The 18,052-nt window shown below is 30.3% G+C and carries 17 protein-coding genes; 5 read left to right on the plus strand and 12 right to left on the minus strand.

Features of this window, described 5'->3' with window-relative positions:
- Positions 1-153: 153 nt before the first annotated feature.
- The 4 genes from KGF52_RS07420 (at position 154) to KGF52_RS07435 (ending at position 5,238) form a co-directional block, all read left to right on the plus strand.
- Positions 154-1,128 (plus strand): 2-keto-3-deoxygluconate permease, encoded by a 975-nt coding sequence (locus tag KGF52_RS07420; protein ID WP_227839653.1) that lies wholly within the window; start codon positions 154-156, stop codon positions 1,126-1,128.
- A gap of 20 nt (positions 1,129-1,148) precedes the next feature.
- Positions 1,149-1,424, plus strand: coding sequence for a UxaA family hydrolase (locus KGF52_RS07425; RefSeq protein WP_009891186.1), 276 nt, complete (start codon positions 1,149-1,151; stop codon positions 1,422-1,424).
- Between the two features lie 12 nt (positions 1,425-1,436).
- Positions 1,437-2,600, plus strand: a complete 1,164-nt coding sequence (locus tag KGF52_RS07430) for a UxaA family hydrolase (RefSeq protein ID WP_227839654.1) — start codon at positions 1,437-1,439, stop codon at positions 2,598-2,600.
- Positions 2,601-2,955: 355 nt separating this feature from the next.
- Positions 2,956-5,238 carry an EAL domain-containing protein gene (locus KGF52_RS07435; protein WP_227827664.1) on the plus strand — a complete coding sequence of 761 codons (2,283 nt, stop codon included), beginning with the start codon at positions 2,956-2,958 and terminating at the stop codon, positions 5,236-5,238.
- Positions 5,239-5,300: 62 nt separating this feature from the next.
- Here KGF52_RS07435 and KGF52_RS07440 read toward each other — a convergent pair whose 3' ends face one another.
- The 5 genes from KGF52_RS07440 to KGF52_RS07460 all read right to left on the minus strand — a co-directional run bounded on the left by KGF52_RS07440 (position 5,301) and on the right by KGF52_RS07460 (position 10,558).
- Entirely contained in the window at positions 5,301-6,641 is a 1,341-nt protein-coding gene (locus KGF52_RS07440; protein WP_227839655.1) for an MATE family efflux transporter, read from the minus strand.
- Between the two features lie 11 nt (positions 6,642-6,652).
- Positions 6,653-7,435, minus strand: a complete 783-nt coding sequence (locus tag KGF52_RS07445; protein ID WP_227839656.1) for an ABC transporter ATP-binding protein — start codon at positions 7,433-7,435, stop codon at positions 6,653-6,655.
- A 14-nt stretch (positions 7,436-7,449) separates the two neighbouring features.
- A complete protein-coding gene (locus tag KGF52_RS07450; RefSeq protein WP_227839657.1) occupies positions 7,450-8,472 on the minus strand; it encodes an iron ABC transporter permease in 1,023 nt (340 codons plus the stop codon).
- A 5-nt stretch (positions 8,473-8,477) separates the two neighbouring features.
- A complete protein-coding gene (locus KGF52_RS07455; RefSeq protein WP_227839658.1) occupies positions 8,478-9,491 on the minus strand; it encodes an iron ABC transporter permease in 1,014 nt (337 codons plus the stop codon).
- A 128-nt stretch (positions 9,492-9,619) separates the two neighbouring features.
- Positions 9,620-10,558 carry an ABC transporter substrate-binding protein gene (locus KGF52_RS07460; protein ID WP_227839659.1) on the minus strand — a complete coding sequence of 313 codons (939 nt, stop codon included), beginning with the start codon at positions 10,556-10,558 and terminating at the stop codon, positions 9,620-9,622.
- 280 nt (positions 10,559-10,838) lie between these two features.
- Here KGF52_RS07460 and KGF52_RS07465 point away from each other — a divergent pair, with 280 nt between their 5' ends.
- On the plus strand, positions 10,839-11,303 hold the full coding sequence (locus KGF52_RS07465; RefSeq protein WP_227839660.1) for a hypothetical protein: 465 nt from the start codon (positions 10,839-10,841) through the stop codon (positions 11,301-11,303).
- Positions 11,304-11,425: 122 nt separating this feature from the next.
- Here the strand turns inward: KGF52_RS07465 and KGF52_RS07470 are convergent, their stop codons facing one another.
- From KGF52_RS07470 to KGF52_RS07500, 7 genes are all read right to left on the minus strand, one after another.
- Positions 11,426-11,743: a PTS lactose/cellobiose transporter subunit IIA gene (locus KGF52_RS07470; protein WP_227839661.1), complete on the minus strand. Its 318-nt coding sequence runs from the start codon at positions 11,741-11,743 to the stop codon at positions 11,426-11,428.
- A gap of 12 nt (positions 11,744-11,755) precedes the next feature.
- Positions 11,756-12,487: a chitin disaccharide deacetylase gene (gene chbG / locus KGF52_RS07475; RefSeq protein WP_227839662.1), complete on the minus strand. Its 732-nt coding sequence runs from the start codon at positions 12,485-12,487 to the stop codon at positions 11,756-11,758.
- A gap of 22 nt (positions 12,488-12,509) precedes the next feature.
- Entirely contained in the window at positions 12,510-13,820 is a 1,311-nt protein-coding gene (locus tag KGF52_RS07480; protein ID WP_227839663.1) for a 6-phospho-beta-glucosidase, read from the minus strand.
- Between the two features lie 74 nt (positions 13,821-13,894).
- Positions 13,895-15,211: a PTS sugar transporter subunit IIC gene (locus KGF52_RS07485; protein ID WP_227839664.1), complete on the minus strand. Its 1,317-nt coding sequence runs from the start codon at positions 15,209-15,211 to the stop codon at positions 13,895-13,897.
- Between the two features lie 21 nt (positions 15,212-15,232).
- Positions 15,233-15,544, minus strand: a complete 312-nt coding sequence (locus KGF52_RS07490) for a PTS sugar transporter subunit IIB (protein ID WP_227827675.1) — start codon at positions 15,542-15,544, stop codon at positions 15,233-15,235.
- Positions 15,545-15,747: 203 nt separating this feature from the next.
- The gene (locus KGF52_RS07495; protein WP_227827676.1) at positions 15,748-16,452 is read right to left on the minus strand and encodes a GntR family transcriptional regulator; all 705 of its coding nucleotides are present in this window, start codon (positions 16,450-16,452) and stop codon (positions 15,748-15,750) included.
- Positions 16,453-16,546: 94 nt separating this feature from the next.
- Positions 16,547-17,908: an MATE family efflux transporter gene (locus KGF52_RS07500; RefSeq protein ID WP_227839665.1), complete on the minus strand. Its 1,362-nt coding sequence runs from the start codon at positions 17,906-17,908 to the stop codon at positions 16,547-16,549.
- Between the last annotated feature and the right edge of the window lie 144 nt (positions 17,909-18,052).

Here is an 18,052-nt window from a genome sequence, read left to right on the forward strand (position 1 = left end):
ATATTTTTCCATATATTTTTTTTAATCTAAGTAATCTACAGTATTTTATACGAATATTAAAAATACTTATAAAAATAAAAACTATATGACACCTCTATTGGCATAGTAATTGCTTTTAAATACTTATATAAAAATTAAAAGGAGTGATACTAGATGCATATCTTAAAATCGGTGAAAAAGATACCAGGTGGACTTATGGTCTGTCCCCTGCTATTGGGAGCACTATTTAATACAGTATGTCCACAGGCTCTTGAAATTGGAGGATTTACAACTTCCTTATTTAAAACTGGTGCAATGAGTATACTTGCTCTATTTTGTCTATGTAATGGCGCTCAAATCAACATAAGACAAGCAGGCAAACCTTTGACTAAGGGCATAGTACTCACGGCAACAAAATTTATAATTGGTGCAGTACTAGGTATTATTGTTAGTAAATTCATTGGTCCTAAAGGCATAATTGGTATTACACCTCTTGCTATAGTTGCTACTATGACTAATTCAAATGGAGGTCTATTTGCTGCTCTTGCTGGTGAATATGGAGATTCTACAGATGTTGGTGCGATATCTATATTATCTCTAAATGATGGTCCATTTTTTACGATGCTTGCCTTTGGGGTAACTGGACTTGCAAATGTACCTATAGTAGCTTTATTTGCAGCACTCATACCAATACTACTTGGATTTATACTTGGTAATCTCGATGAAGATATACGAGAATTTCTTGCACCTGGTACAACATTATTAATACCTTTCTTTGCTTTTCCTCTAGGAGCTGCATTAAACTTTAACCAAATTATAACTGCTGGATTCCCTGGAGTTATACTAGGTCTTGCTGTAACTCTAATAACAGGTATGGGTGGATATTTTGTAATGAAACTTATACGTGCAGAACATCCAGCAGTAGGTGCAGCTACTGGTACAACAGCAGGTAATGCAGCTGGTACTCCTGAAGCTTTAGCCGCTATTGACCCTACACTTGCCACAATTGCGGCCGTTTCAACAGTACAAGTTGCTGCTGCTATCATTGTTACAGCAATATGTTGTCCAATGCTCGTCTCCTATTTGGATAAAAGAGAAAAAAGAAAAAAAGCTATTTTTAAAACAAATAAAAACATAGAAGTAAACTAATATTTTGAGGAGGTAAAAGTATGAACGCAATTATTCATGCAAATGAAAAAGACAATCTAGTTACATGTGTTAGACCTTTAGTTAAAGGTGAAAAAGTTTCAATTGATGGAAAATCTTATATAGTAAATGATAATATTCCTGTTTTTCATAAGATGGCTACAGAAGATGTAAAAAAAGGTGATGTTGTTTATAAATATGGCGAGATTATAGGAATTGCAACAGTTGACATAAAAACTGGTGACTATGTTCATGTACATAATATTGAAAGTACACGTGGTCGTGGAGATAAAAAATAGGAGGTAATAAAAATGAAATTAATGGGTTATTTAAGAGAAAATGGACAATATGGTATTCGTAATCATGTTTTAGTTATTCCAACATCTGTCTGTTCAAGTGAGACAGCCATAAGAATTGCAGCACTTGTTCCTGGAGCAATAGCTATCCCACATCAACATGGATGTTGTCAAATTGGCTCTGATATAGAGCTTACAGCAAAAACATTAATAGGATTTGGTAAAAACCCTAATGTAGCTGCTGTTTTAGTAATTGGCCTTGGATGTGATGGTATTCAAGCAAAAGATTTAGCATCTGAAATATCTACAACAGGAAAAAAAGTTGACTATGTTGTTATACAAGAATGTGGTGGAACACTAAAAGCAATAGCTAAAGGTGCTGAAATAGCAGGTCATATGGCTCGTGAAATATCAAAAGAAGTAAGAGTTGAATTTGATATGAGCGAAATTACATTGGCACTTGAATGTGGTGGCTCTGATCCAACAAGTGGAATCGCATCAAACCCTTCAATAGGAATTGCATCAAATCTTCTTATAGACGAAGGTGGAAGTAGTATATTAAGTGAGACTACAGAAGTAATTGGTGCAGAACATTTATTGGCTACTCGCTTTGAAGATGAAAACATAAAAGAAAAGTTTCTTAAATTTGTAAGTGATGTAGAAAAAAGAGCAATCACTATGGGAGAAGATTTACGCAGTGGTCAACCTACTCCAGGTAATAAAGCTGGTGGATTATCAACAATTGAAGAAAAATCACTTGGCTGTATGTATAAAGCAGGGGACAAACCATTCAAAGGTGCTCTTGAATATGCTGAGATTTTACCTTCAGATAAGAAAGGATTATATTTTATGGATACTCCAGGTCAAGATATAGATTCTATCACTGGTATGGTAGCAGGTGGTGCACAGATTGTAATCTTCTCAACTGGTAGAGGTACTCCAACAGGAAGCCCAATTTCACCAGTTATTAAAATTACTGGAAACAGTGATACATACAACAAAATGATAGATAATATTGATATAAATGCAGGTAGAATTATAACAGAAGGTGCTAAAATTAAAGATATAGGTAAAGAAATATTCGATGAAATAGTAGAAGTATGTAATGGCAAACACACTAAAGCTGAAAGCCTTGGTCATAGAGAATTTGGTATTTACAGAATTTCATCTACATTCTAGTTTGTAATAAATATAAGGTATTGTTTTATAAATTCAATATTTATGCAGAGACTATAAATTAAAAATCCTTTATAAATGTTTTTTCAACCCCAAAAAGAACTGTATCAAAATAGTTAAAATAATTTTGAAAACAGTTCTTTTTTTATTTATAAAATATTATAACTCATAACAATATTATTTAATTAAATTCCAGTATAAATTATAAGAATATCTTCCCTACTTTTTAAAAGAATCTACATAAGAATAAGCGTAAAAATAAAATTTAGCGCCTTCACAGATAGAAATATTTGGTATAATATGTCTGAGAGGAGTCTTCTTTGTAAGCCAATAAAAGATGGAGGATGGAATATAAAAAATGTATACTAAAAGCGCACAAAATAAAAAAATAATAATTACTTTATTGCTAACACTTATTATAATTGTGTCCTTAGTTTGTATTACTTTTGTTATGACACTACATAAAGTAACTCATAGTGAAACAGAACGCTATCTTACAGAAATCTCAGAGAGTGTCTCCACTACAATTAATGTAAAATGTAAAAGTATATTTAAAATATTATACTCTATAGGAGATACTTATTTTCAGTTTAGTGATAACAATAAAAATGTCACTGAATATTTATCTAAAAAATCAAAATTATTGGAGTTTGATTGGTTAGGTATTGTCAATTCTAATGGGAGTTTTATAGGCACTGATGAAAGTACAGGTAATGTTAAAGGACAATATTTTTATAGAAAAGCTCTTCAAGGTGAAGAGACAATTACTCCAATCAAATCTCAATCTGGTATATATGGAATTTTATATTCTGTACCACTTTATAAAAATGATAAAATAGTCGGAGCTGTTACTGCTTGGAATACTCTTGATACTATGAGAACTTTACTAAGCGTGGAAAGTTTTGGTGGTGAAGGATTTTCTCAAATCATTGACAAAAATGGAAATTTTATTGTAAGTTCAGACAACAAAAACGCGCCAAAAAATGTTGTAAACTTTTTCGACACAATTAAAAAACATGGAAGCTATACTGGTAAAAATACTCTTGGAGAAATGAAAGCAAACTTAAAAGAGAACAAAAAAGGTTCTATGTACTTTACATTGGATGATGGTATTTATAAAGCAATGCACTATGTTCCTCTGGAAGAAGAAAATCTATACCTACTTTCAATTGTTCCAGTAAAAGTAGCAAATGCACAGTTTGATTTACTTCTAAAAAAAGTAGTTTTTATCAACATTTTAATTATTATATTATTTTTATTACTTATCATATCAATTATATTTATAAATCGCAAAAATAGAGAACAACTTATAAAAATCGCCTATGTAGACCCTGTAACTAAAGGTTATAGTAAGGCACGTTTTGATATGGAAGCTAAAGAAATCATACAATCATCTTCATCAGGAACCTATTCATTAGTATCTATAAATATTCAGAAGTTCAAACTTATTAATGATTCTTTTGGTAGTGACGCTGGAGATAAAACATTAAAATACATACATGATGTAATTGCTAATTATTTGGAACGAAAAGAATTACTTTGTAGAGTTTCTAATGACCAGTTTAATATTCTTATTAAAACTATTTCACAGAAAGAAATTCTTAAGTACATAGAAAATATTACAAACGATATTAATAGTTTTAATAAAGATAAAGAATGTAAATATTTCATAGCTCTTTCTATAGGCGTCTATAAAATTGATGACCCAAATATACCACTAGTATCAATTCAAGACCGTTCAAATGTAGCACGAAAAAATATTAAAGGAAATGCTGTAAATCATCCACTTTACACATGTGTATTTTATAGTGATTTAGAACGTTTGAGAATGCTTAAAGAAAAAGAAATGGAAAATAGAATGGAAGAAGCATTAGATAATAATGAATTTGTAGTCTACCTCCAACCTAAGGTAGACCTTAAAAACAATAATATTGTAGGTGCAGAAGCGTTAGTACGATGGCAAGACCCAGATAAAGGTCTTATTCCACCAAATGATTTTATTCCTTTCTTTGAAAAGAATGGCTTCATCATCAAACTTGACCATTATGTGTTTGAAAAATCATGTGCCATGATACGAAAATGGATAGACAATGGAGAAACTCCAATACCTATTTCAGTTAATTTTTCACGTGCCCATTTAAATAATAAAGATTTTTTGAAAAAATACAAAACAATTCGTGATAAATACGATGTTCCTGCTAAACTTTTGGAAATCGAATTAACTGAAACACTTGTATTTGATAACTTACAAATGTTACTCAATGTAATAGACCAAATCCATGAGGAAGGTTTTCAATGTTCACTAGATGATTTTGGAAGCGGATATTCTTCACTTAACATGCTAAAAGAAATAAAAGTCGATACTCTAAAACTTGACCGAGCATTTTTTAGTGCTCCCAATGCAGATAATATATCTGAAAATCATGTAATAGAATCTGTAGTTGAACTGGCAAAAAAATTAAATATGAATAGTATATCGGAGGGTGTTGAAACAATCTTACAGATGGAATATCTAAAGAAAATTAATTGTGATATGATACAAGGATATGTTTTTTCTAAACCTATACCTCAAGAAATATTTGAAAAAATGGCTTTTGGAAAAACACTAGATGAAGTCAATACAAGCGATGCCATAAAATAATAGCCTGTCTCTATAAAATGATTTTAATCATTTTGAGACAGGACTTTTTATTTTTCAACATTTTAGGCTTGATTCATCTTAAATTCTCTTCTTAAGAACAATAATACAATTATCATAGCAATAAAATCTGCAATTGGCTGTGCTAACCAAACCCCATCTAAATTAAATCGAATTGGAAGTACAATAATCAATGGTATAAATAAGATAAACTGTCTCAAAAGAGTCAAAAACATAGAATGTTTAACTTTACTTACACATTGAAAATACACAGGTCCAACAATAGAAATCCCCATTATAGGCAAGGTGATTAAATTTATATTTATACCTCTTACAGCTATTTCCATTAGATTTGAATCTTTGTTGAATATGCCAACAAATGCTTCAGGAAATACCTGCACTACTAAAAATCCAAAAGATAATATAACTATAGATACTAAGATAGACAGTATTAGGGTTTTCTTTGCACGGTCAAATTGCTTTGCTCCATAATTATATGATATTATAGTTTGCATACCTTGATTTAGACCAAATACAGGCATCATAAACATCAACAAAATAGATGTAAGAGCTGTCATAGCTCCAATAGCCAAATCTCCACCATAAACCTTTAGAGAATTATTAGTAAGTACATGAGTTATACTTATAGCTACTTCCATTGCAAATGGTGTCATACCTATTGCAAATATTTTTTTTGTTATATTTATATCTAATTTTAAATTGTATTTTTTTAATTTTAAATTAGATTTTCCTCTTATAAAATAATGTGCTACCCAAATAAACACCACTACTTGACAGAGTACAGTTGCTATAGCTGCACCTTTTATACCTAAGTTAAACACAAATATGAATATTGGGTCTAATATCAAATTTAGTATACAACCTACTATCATTGTTCTAGCTGCTAACTTAGGATTTCCCTCTGCTCTAATTGCATTATTTAAAGAAAATGCAATTAGATTAAATGGAGTTCCAACCAATATAACACTCATATAGTCCTTTGCATAAGATATTGAATCTTTGCTTGCTCCCAAAAGAAAAAGTATGTCTTCTAAAAAAACTAATCCTAATACAGTTATAATTATAGAAATAATTATAGATAGTGTAAGGGCATTACCCAATATTTTTTCTGCTTCTTTCTTATTTCTTTCTCCTAACTTTATAGATAAGCTTGTACTAGCACCTACTGATACTAACATTCCAAAAGCTATTATTAGTGTAAATACTGGCATAGTTACACCAAGCCCTGCAATAGCTATAGACCCAACTCCTTCCATAGAACCAATAAAAGCTCTATCTACTATATTGTAAAGTGAAGTTACCATCATCGCTATTATTGCAGGTATTGAATACCTAAATAATAAAATCCATATTTTTTCACGTCTTAATGCTTCTTGATTTTCCATGTTGTCACCATTTATACCATGTCATAAGTTATACAAATTGGTTTATTTGTCCTTGGGTCTGTAGCTATCTCTGCATCGATATTAAACAACTCCTTTAGATTATCTTTTGTCATAACATCGTACGCATTACCTTGACAAACTATCTTACCTTTCTTAATACCTATCATGTGGTCAGCAAATCGTGCTGCGTTATTAAGTTCATGTATTACCATGACAATAGTTCTTCCTTGTTTTTTGTTTAATTCATCTAATAATTTTAGTATTTCTAATTGATGAGCTAAATCTAAATATGTTGTAGGCTCATCTAATAAAAGTATATCAGTCTCTTGTGCCAAAGCCATAGCTATCCATGCTCTTTGTCTTTGTCCTCCTGATAAATCTTCCATACTTCTATCCTTAAACTCTGAAATTCCAGTAACCTCTAAGCTCCAATTTACAATATCTCTGTCTTCTTTACTAGAATTTCCAAATCCACTTTTATGAGGGAATCTTCCATATGAAATTAGCTCTGAAACAGTAAGACCACTAGGAGCTTGAGGACTTTGTGGAAGTACAGCCATACTTTTCGCTATCTCCTTAGATTTTTTCTTATATATATCTTCTCCATTTATATATATACTTCCATTTTTAGGACTAATAATTCTTCCTATTGTTTTAAGTATTGTAGACTTTCCACAACCATTAGCCCCTATTATAGTAGTTATCTTTCCTTTTGGTATATTTAAATTTAAATCTTTTATAATATCTGTATTTCCATATGATACATTTAGATTTTTAGTATTTATACAATTCATAACAACACCCTTTCCTAATCATTTGCCAACATTAAATAAATAAAGTATGGTACTCCTATTATAGAGACAACTATACCTACTGGTATTTCTATAGGAGCAAGAATATTTCTAGATATAGTGTCTGCCACTAAAAGTAATAATGTACCTATCAACGCTGATACTGGTATTAGTCTTTTATGTCTTGGACCTATTATCTTTCTTCCTATGTGTGGTGCTATTAAACCTAAAAACGAAATACTCCCTGCTACGGACGTTGATACACCAGATAAAATCACTGCATATATTATGAGTCTTCTTCTTTGCTTCTCTACATCTACACCAAGACTTGTAGACACTTCATCACCTAAGTTCAAGACATCTATATACTTAGACTTATACATAGTTATTCCCATAAAAATCACTATAAATGGAAGTACAGCTATTACATATTTCCAACTAGTTCCCCAGATGCTACCTGATGTCCATACCATAACTCTATTAAATTCTTGTGTTGTAAATTTTAATTGAAATATCGTCAAAATTGAAGTAAAAGCGATATTTACGCCTATACCAATTAGTAGTAACCTTGATGAATTTATTCCACCTTTCCATGCAAGAGAATATATCAAAAATGCTCCAAACAAAGCTCCTACAAGTGCAACAACTGGCATTGTAAATACAGTGAGATTACTCATGCCTTCATAAACATTACCATTCATAAGATATATATAAACAACTACAAATAATGCTGCTCCTGAATTTATACCCAAAATTCCAGAGTCAGCCAAATCATTCTTTGTAACTCCTTGAAGTATTACACCTGCTGTTGATAATGCTGAACCAACCAATAACGCTATTATTATTCTTGGTAATCTCAGTTTAAATATTGCAATTTCATGATTACGCTGACCTTGACCTATAAAAGTCTTTATAACATCCATTGGTTCTATAGAAAATGAACCTAAATTTAAACTAACTAGAAAAGCAATAAAAATAAGTACCATCAAAATTGATATAACAAGTAAAGTTTTAGAATTTGTTTTTATAATATTTTTCATAGCACCTATTTATTCCCCTTTCTAACAAGATATATAAATATTGGAACTCCTATAAGAGCAGTTATAGAGCCAACTGGAGTCTCATATGGAGGATTTATCATTCTACTTAATATATCCGTATATACAAGTAGCACAGCTCCTAGAACCAAAGAACTTGGTATTATATACTTATAATCTGAGCCTACTACTCCTTTAGCTATCTGAGGAACTATGAGACCTATAAAAATAATATTACCTGATACTGAAACAGATGCTCCAGTCATTAATATTACTAAGACTATACATATAAACCTAACAATGTCAGTTTTTTGTCCTAGTCCTATTGCCACTTCTTCTCCAAGACTTAGGATAGTTATTCTTGAGGCCATAATCATAGATAGTATAAATCCAATACCTCCAACTATAAATAATAGCTTTATACCTTCCCACGTCACGCCTACAAGTCCTCCTGATATCCAAAAACTTAATTGCTGAGATAGATTAAAGTACATGGATATTGCAGATGCCAAAGAAATTAACAATGTTCCAAGAGCTACCCCTGCAAGAGCTAATTTTACGTTATTAACTCTTCCTCTTGATTTGGAACTTATAAAATATATAAATAAACCACTTATACTTGCTCCAATAAATGCAAATATCATTATGCTAAAGCTCCCATGTATAAGTTTAGGAAATTTTTGTTGAAGTACTAATGATATTGCAATTGCAAATGTAGCTCCCTGTGTAATTCCTATAACAGAAGGTTCAGCTATAGGATTTCTTGTTATTCCTTGCATTATAGCACCTGAAACTGCTAAAAATCCTCCAACAAGTGCTGCTGCTATTGCCCTTGGAAGTCTAACATCCTTCACTATTCTCATATTTATTCCATCTTCCATATTTATCAAACTACTTATAACAGTCGATAGATTCATATCTTTAGCCCCAATAGTTATGGATAATACAATTCCAAATACAAGCGCAACTATACTTATTAATATCAACGAATAAGTCAGATTTTTTTTACTAAGTGTAGTCAATTATCCTACCTCCTTTTCCCTTTTAATTGTTAGTACAGTAATATTCATTAGGTATTTTATAATTTTAAACTTATTAAAAATAGGTGTGAAAAATGAACATCATTATCTCACACCTAATAAGTTAAGAATTACTTTGTTAATTCATTTTTAACTGATTCTAATAACAACTCTTTTCCAATTGGATTATATGATTGGCTGAAAAATGGAGCTGCATCAAGTATTGTTATGTTTCCATCTTTTACTGCTCTTATTTGAGCCCATATAGCACTATTTTCTAAATCTTTTTTATCTGATTCTGTAGCTATCACAATTATATGGTCTGCATCTATATCTGTAAGACCTTCCATACTTACCATTGGTAATGTTATTCCATCTTGCTTTGGCATATTTTTAGGTCTAGCTAATTTCATATCATCATTAATTAAAGTTCCAATTCCTCCATCACTAAACACCATAAATTGCCCTGAACTTGCTAACACTGGTAAATAAGTTTTTTCTCCATTTTTTTCTACAACTTCTTTACCTAGTTTTGTAGCTTTTTCATCATACTTTTGTAACCAATCCTTAGCTTCGTCTTCTTTATCAAATATTTTTGAAACATCAGTTAACTTACTTCTCCAGTCATTTGCATAATCTTTCATCATGACTACAGGAGCTATTTCTTTTAATTGGTCATAGATTTTTTCTTGTCTTTGACTCATTATTATTAAATCTGGATTTGCTTCTAATATAGCTTCCATATCCATAGTATCCATCATAGAGTGACCTACTATCTTTACATCTTTAAGTTCTTCTCTTATGTAACTTGGTAATTTATCAGTTTCATATGAGTCTATATTTGCTGTTGCAATAGGTTTATAGCCAGCTATTAATAATTCCTCACTACTTCCTGATATATCAACTATTTTTTTAGGATTTGATGGTATCTTCACCTCTCCCTTAACAGATTGTACAACTATTGTATCTGATTTTTCTTTATTATCTGTGTTACTATCTGAACATGCTGTAACAAGTACTAACGTAGTTATAATAGATATAAATATTGCTAATGATTTTATTTTTTTCATGATTATTTCTCCTACTTGTTTATTATACTTATATGATATTGATTATCATAAGCACATATTTATTATAGCATTTTTCTAGTTTTAGTCAATATTATTTTGCAAAAGGATAAAAATTCCTAATTAATCTTAATTATATATACTACAGATAAGGTTTTCTTTTATTTGACAATAAATTTTATACCTGTTTTTTATGTAAATATAATAAATAGAATGACTTTTCAGTTAAACAGTGATAAAATGCAAGGTACAAAACAGTAATTTAGTAAGGAGGATTTAAATCGTGGTACATTTAGTATATTGTGATAATGCAGGGAAAAAAGGAGAAAAGGTCTTAGACAAAATTTTAGCGGGAACGAAGACGCTGGTAATTAGAGGTGCTGCTGGTAGAAAAATACCACATAGCAGAGTATTTCAAGGAGAGTTACTTTATTTTATGGAAAAAGGAACTTCAAAAATTTCTGCAAAGGCTACTGTTAAAAAAGTAGACAACTATGTTAAATTAACAGAAGACGAAATTTGCAAAGTTCTAGATGAAAATCAATCAAAATTAAATTTATCCGAAAAGCAAAAAATTCGTTGGCATAAAAAGTGTTTATGCTTGGTTGAGTTTGAAAACGTTCAAGAAATAACACCTCTTGATTTCGACCACCAAGGGAATATGGATGATTGGCTTATTATTGAAAAAATTGAGGATGTAGTTGTTGGTACTAGTATACCTTACAATTACGAAAAATCTAAATTTTAAAACATTAATAAAATAATAATAGATTCCTAAGTTATAACTTTTAAATTTATTCTAATAAAAAAGAGTGTTTTTAATAATTATAGAAATTATTAAAAACACTCTTTCATAATAGTTAAATTAGACTACTTGCTTTCCAATCTTTCATACAAATCTACAAATTCTTCTGCTAGTTGTTGAAAGTTCATAGATGTCATTAAATGGTCTTGTGCATGAACCAATATAACACTCATTTCAGTTTTATTACCACTAGCTTCATTTTGTATTAATTCTGTTTGGAATTTATGTGCTTTATGAATTGATTCTTTTGACTTTTCAATGCACGCTCTAGCCTCATCTATATTTCCGTTCTTTGCTTCTTTTATAGCTTCAAAAGCTAGACCTTTTGCATCACCTGCAAATCCAATTATTCCAAAAGATATTTCTATCATCTTCTCATCCATCTGTATTACCTCCTAAATATCTCTATAGCTTGATATGACTAATCCATTTTCTCTAAAAAACTCTCTGACTTTTTTAGATGTAAGTATTTTGTGCTCTTTCGTTCTATCAATTGCATAAGATGTAGAATTTAAAATATAATCATCTAAAAAAGCTGGATGAGACATAATATCCACTACATCATACTTCATTATTTCTTCTATATTTTTTATAAAATATTCTTCACTCACATTTTCTTTATAAAAGCTATCTATTAATGGAACTATTTTTGAATACTCTAAATCGTATTCAAAACCTCCTCTTATTGGAAGATTATACTTATTTACAATTTTCTCTATTATTGGTTTTAAATTTACTAAAGTATGAATATGATGATGACTATCTAAATGAGATATGTCTATTCCAAGTTCTTTTACTCTATCTATTTGAGCACAAAGTTCTCTATAAATCTCGTCATAATCCATTTTTTTAATAATTTCGTCTGTAATTCTTCTAATAAAAAAACCTTCTTTATCAACAATAGTTTTTAAGTTAGACAATAATGGTCTACCACAACTTAAAGTCATATGAACTCCACAATTTAAATCTCTATTTTCTTTAAGTAGCTTTACTCCATGTTCTACACCAGGCATATTTGCCATCATAGATGTAGACTTAACTATTCCATTATTATGAGCTGATATTATACCATAATTCACAGCTTCGCAATATCCAAAGTCATCTGCATTTATTATAATTTTAGTCATACCATAACCTACTTTCTATAAACTATCTATTAAATCTAGGAAGATAATCTTTATGAGCTTCTAACATTTCATCTAATATAGTTTTTGCCAAATCATCAGATGGAATCAATGGGTTTATACAAAGTGCCAATAGAGCAGAATCATAATCTCCATATACAGCTGCTTTGGCTGCTAAAACTTCAAATGACTTAATTTGACTTACTAACCCATGTACAGAATCTGGTAAATATCCTATACTTAATGGTCTTGGTCCATTTTTTGTTATTACACTACTTACTTCTACTGCCTGCTCATCTTTAAAGTCTCTTATAGCCCCATTATTTAATGTATTAACTACTTGGATGTCTTTTTTATCATTGTACATAGAACTTATTAGATTACAAGCAGCATCACTATAATAAGCTCCTCCTCTTTTTTCAAGTTGAGGTGGTTTTATATCTAGTTTTTCATCTTTATATAATTCAAATAATTGTTCTTCTAATTCTTTAACCACTTGACCTCTAGCTTTTCCCTCTTTAAACTCTAATAACTCATCTTCAAGCATTTCTTTAGTTTTATAATAATATCTATGATATGGGCAAGGTATAGCACCTAAAGATTTTATAAAATCAGCATTAAAATCAATTGCCTTTATATTTTGCATACTTATATCTGCTTTAACAAACTTATCTATTGCTTCATTTGTAACATCTTCTCCATCTAAAGCTACATTAAGACCATAAACCATATGATTAAGACCTGCAAAATCCATACTTATTCTATCACTTTCTACATTGAATAGTTTAGCTACATCATTTTTTAAATGAATTGGGACATTGCATAGACCTATATATTTTTTAAAGTTAGTGTATTTGAATACAGCTTCTGTTATTATTCCTGTTGGATTTGTAAAGTTCACCATCCATGCATTTGGACATAATTCTTCCACATCTTTTATTATATCAAATATAACTGGTATTGTACGAAGAGCTTTAAACAACCCACCTGCACCATTAGTTTCCTGTCCCATAACTCCATGAGATAAAGGAATAGTTTCATCTTTAATTCTTGCATCTAAAAGGCCTACTCTGAGTTGTGTTGTTACAAAATCTGCGTCTTTTAAAGCTTCTCTTCTATCTAAAGTAAGATTTATTTTCATATCTATTCCAGCTTTTTTTACCATTCTCTTAGCTAGATTCCCTACTATCTCTAGTTTTTCTTTTCCATCTTCTATATCTACAAGCCATAATTCCTTTACAGGTAGCTCCTTATATCTATTTATAAAACCTTCTACAAGTTCAGGAGTATAACTTGAACCTCCTCCAATTGTAACTATTTTTAGCTCATTTTTCATCTCATTATACCATCCTTACTTATAATTTAGTATATATTACAGAACTTTATCTGTTTATTGTCGAATAAAATTACCTAGTTGTCAATTTTTGTTAATTTTTTAGCTTCCATTTTTTCAGATGCTATAACAAATGGAATGTATATTAATATTGACAATATTAAATTAAATAGTGCTAAAGCTCCTCCAGTCCAGTCACCTGTAGCCATTGCTCCACCTAATATAGGAGGTGTTACCCAAGGTATTTTAGGTAAAATTACTGGTGCTACTAATCCAAAATCTATTGCTAAATATGATACAGCACTACACACTACTGGTGCAAGTACAAATGGAATCATAAAAATAGGATTTAAAACTATTGGAAGCCCAAATATTAATGGTTCTCCTATGTTAAATATTGCTGGAGGTCCCCCTAACAATATCATCTCTTTACGTCTTCTTCCTGCTATTAATAAAGCTACAACTAATCCTAATACCATTCCTGAACCACCTAAATACACAAATGCATCAAAGAATGAACCTGCAAGTACATGATATCCTTCAGTTGCACCTGCTTGAGCTAATGCAGCGTTTTCTCCACCTAATTTCATAAGTATTGTTTCTGTAAAAGGAAGTGCTATATTTGCACCATGAAGACCAACAGTCCAAAGTATATGAATTATAAATGCAATAAGCATTGTAGAACCTAAACTATCAGCTACATTTGATAGTGGTGCTCCTAAGTAAGTATTCAAAATATCTGTTAAGAAACTTCCATCTGAAAGCATTTTTATAAATATTCCTATTACAGTAAATATCATTATAGTTAACATTCCTGGTATTAACTTTGCAAATGATCTTGAAACTGCTGGTGGAACTCCATCTGGCATTTTTATAGTTAATTTCTTTACTTTAGATAATCTTACAAATATCTCAGCAGATAATAACCCTATTAATATAGAAGAGAAGAGTGCTGCTGTTCCTAAGTAAGTCTGTTGTATCATTCCCCATCCTTCAACTGCGCTAGTACCACCTTCTGGAACTATCTTACCAATTTGTGGAGCCATTATAAAAAATATAGATAGTGCTATAAGCCCAGCTTGTAATCCATCACTTTCATAAGACTTTGCTAGGAAATATGCAACACCTATTACTAAAAATACTGCCATCGTACCTATAGCTCCCCACCAAAGGTCTCCTCCAAACATAGTCCAATTTTCTCCAAATATACTTGCCATCAGATTTTTATATGCTTCTAATGGCAAGTTGTTTATCAATGTTCCCAATGCACCTACCATAGTTATAGGTATCATTGCTATAAATGCATCCCTTACTGCTACCAAGTGCCTTTGAGCCCCTACCTTTGCAGCTACAGGCACTATATATTTATCCATAAATGACATGAATTTTTCCATTTTACATCCTCCAGTACAATTTTATTTTGAATTATTTAATTCTACTGCTCTATCTAGGACAGCTTTCCCATTACATCTTCCATAATCCATCATATTTATAACTTCTACTGGAATATTATGTGGTTTTGCCATTTCAGTTGCTTTTCCTAATACATATCTAACTTGAGGTCCTAAAAGTAAGACATCACAATTTTCTATTTCATTTTTTAAGTTCACTTCTGATATAGCCCATATTTTTGCTTCTATACCGTTTTCCTTCGCGGCATCCTCCATTTTTGTAACCAATAAACTAGTTGACATCCCTGCTGAACAAGCTAACATTATTTTTATCATTTTCTTACCTCCAAATTAGAATTTATTAAGTATCTTTTTAAGTCACAATATCTTTAAACTATACATTTAAAGTGTCCTTATTTATTAATTTTTATTTTAATGTATATATTTTATTTTTAAATGTATATACATTTATTTCTTGATATTATTATATATCAAATGTATATACATTTCAAGAAAACTTTTTCATTTTTTCTTAATTTTTATTCGACAACAGCACTTAAAGTTAAAGTATATCCATGATGATATGTGTGTGAGTATTCAAAAACCTCACTATTTTGTAACTTACAAACTTGATTTATATATAAAAGTGCTTCTGGCTCTTCAATCTTTAAATTAGTCATACATTCCTCATTTGATATTACAGCTTGTACTTCTCTCTCTGACATAGCTATTTTATATCCACATACTTCTTCTACAAAATTATAAAGTGAATTTTCACAATGAATCTTATTTAAATTTGGAAATAACTTAACTGGCATATATGTAATCATATATGAAACCCTTGTTTCATCTGCCAATCTTACTCTTTTTATCTCCCATACATTTTCTCCTAAGCTAATGTTCAATTTACTTGATAATTCTTCATCTGCTTGAACTATTTCAAGAGATACCAATATATTAGATACTTTATAACCTTTATTTTCCATCTCCTTAGTAAATCCACTTACAGAAGATATATTATCGTATATTTTATTTGCGAGCACTATACTTCCTACACCTCTTTGTCTAGTTATATAACCTTCCTTAACTAGATTATTTAATGCTGACCTTACAGTCATTCTAGTCACATTAAATTCTTCGCTTAATTGCTTTTCAGATGGGATTAAATCCCCTTCTTTCAAACTATCTGAATTTATTAGTTCTCTTACATGATTTTCTATAACTTTATAAATTGGTTCTTTCATTTAATTCACTCCTCATCAATTCGAACTTTTATATGATAAGTTAATTTTATATACAAACAAACAAAATGTCTATACATTTAATACAAATTAAATTTTATTTAGATACCTTATATAATTTCCCAAGTTTAAGCAGATATATAAATAAACTTATCATTAATATTCCCTTTAATATACTTGATAGTGTTATACTCCACCAAACACCATTTAATCCTAATATTTCTGGTCTAGATATAAAATAAGCTAATGGTACTCTTGCACCAGTCAATACAGTAACTATTATAGAAGGTATATAGGTTCTTCCTAACCCTTTAAAAGCTCCTGTTGTTATTATTTCCAAACACATAAAAAATTGAGAGTATCCTAATATTTTAAGATACATCGCTCCTTTTTCTATTGCTTCACTTTCATCTATAAAAACAGAAAAAATACTTCCACCTGCAAATATCAATACTAAGGTTGTCATTATTCCAAGTATAGAAGATACAATTATAGCTATTTTACATCCTTTATTTATTCTAGAGTACTTTTTGGCTCCATAATTTTGTCCAACAAAGCTTCCTAATGCAACAGCCAATCCTTCAGCAGTCATCCATGATATTGCTTCTATTTGTGACCCTACTTTTTGCACTGCAACTGCAACAGGTCCCCATGAAGCTACTATTACACCAAGTAACATTGAAAATATTGTAAACATTCCACTTTGTATAGCTACAGGAAAACCTAATTTATATAGCACTTTATAGTATTTAAGTTCTATTTTTCTGAAGATTTTTATCTTAAAATACTCCTCTTTACTCTTAAATATTATATATAGAAAACACGTAGTAACTACTATTTGTGCAAATACAGTAGCAATAGCAGCTCCTGCAACTCCAAGTTTTGGAGTAGGTCCCCATCCAAAAATTAGCACAGGGTCAAGTATAATATTGGTTATTAGGCCTATTGTATTGATGCAAAAAGGTGTTCTACTATTCCCAAGTCCATTGAAAATTGCTGTAAATACTGGATTGATAAAATAAAATACCATACCTAAAGCTACTATTATTAAATATTGTCTGGACATAGATATAACTTCTAAATCTCCCAATCTGAAAAACCCTATTAGTTGTTTATTGAGTACTATCAAAACCATAGTATACATTATTGCCAACATAATATTTATTTCTACTGCTGATTTTATATATGATTTAGTTGTGCTTATATTATTTTCTCCTATACTTTGTGCTACCTTTACTTCCCCACCTACTTTTGAAATCATAATAAATGCCATTGCAAGCCATGGAAAAAATCCAGCTGTCCCAACTGCGGCTACTGCTTTACTTCCAGCTTTACCAACCCATATCATGTCTATCATATTATATCCCATTTGTATAAATGAAGTCCCCATTATTGGAAGTGATAGTCTAAGTAACTTTTCAGTAATCCTTCCTTCTGTTAAATCAAGTCTATTTTTCATTTTCCACCTCTGTCTTTATAATCTATCATGTGTTATTTCTCTATAACAGTATACTTAACACTTTGGATATTTACATTATTATTTCCAATCATGAATACAAATTTTACTCTATACAATATACCCTATTTATAAAAATTTAATTAT

It is taken from the genome of Clostridioides sp. ZZV15-6597 (assembly GCF_020657815.1).
Taxonomy (GTDB): domain Bacteria; phylum Bacillota; class Clostridia; order Peptostreptococcales; family Peptostreptococcaceae; genus Clostridioides.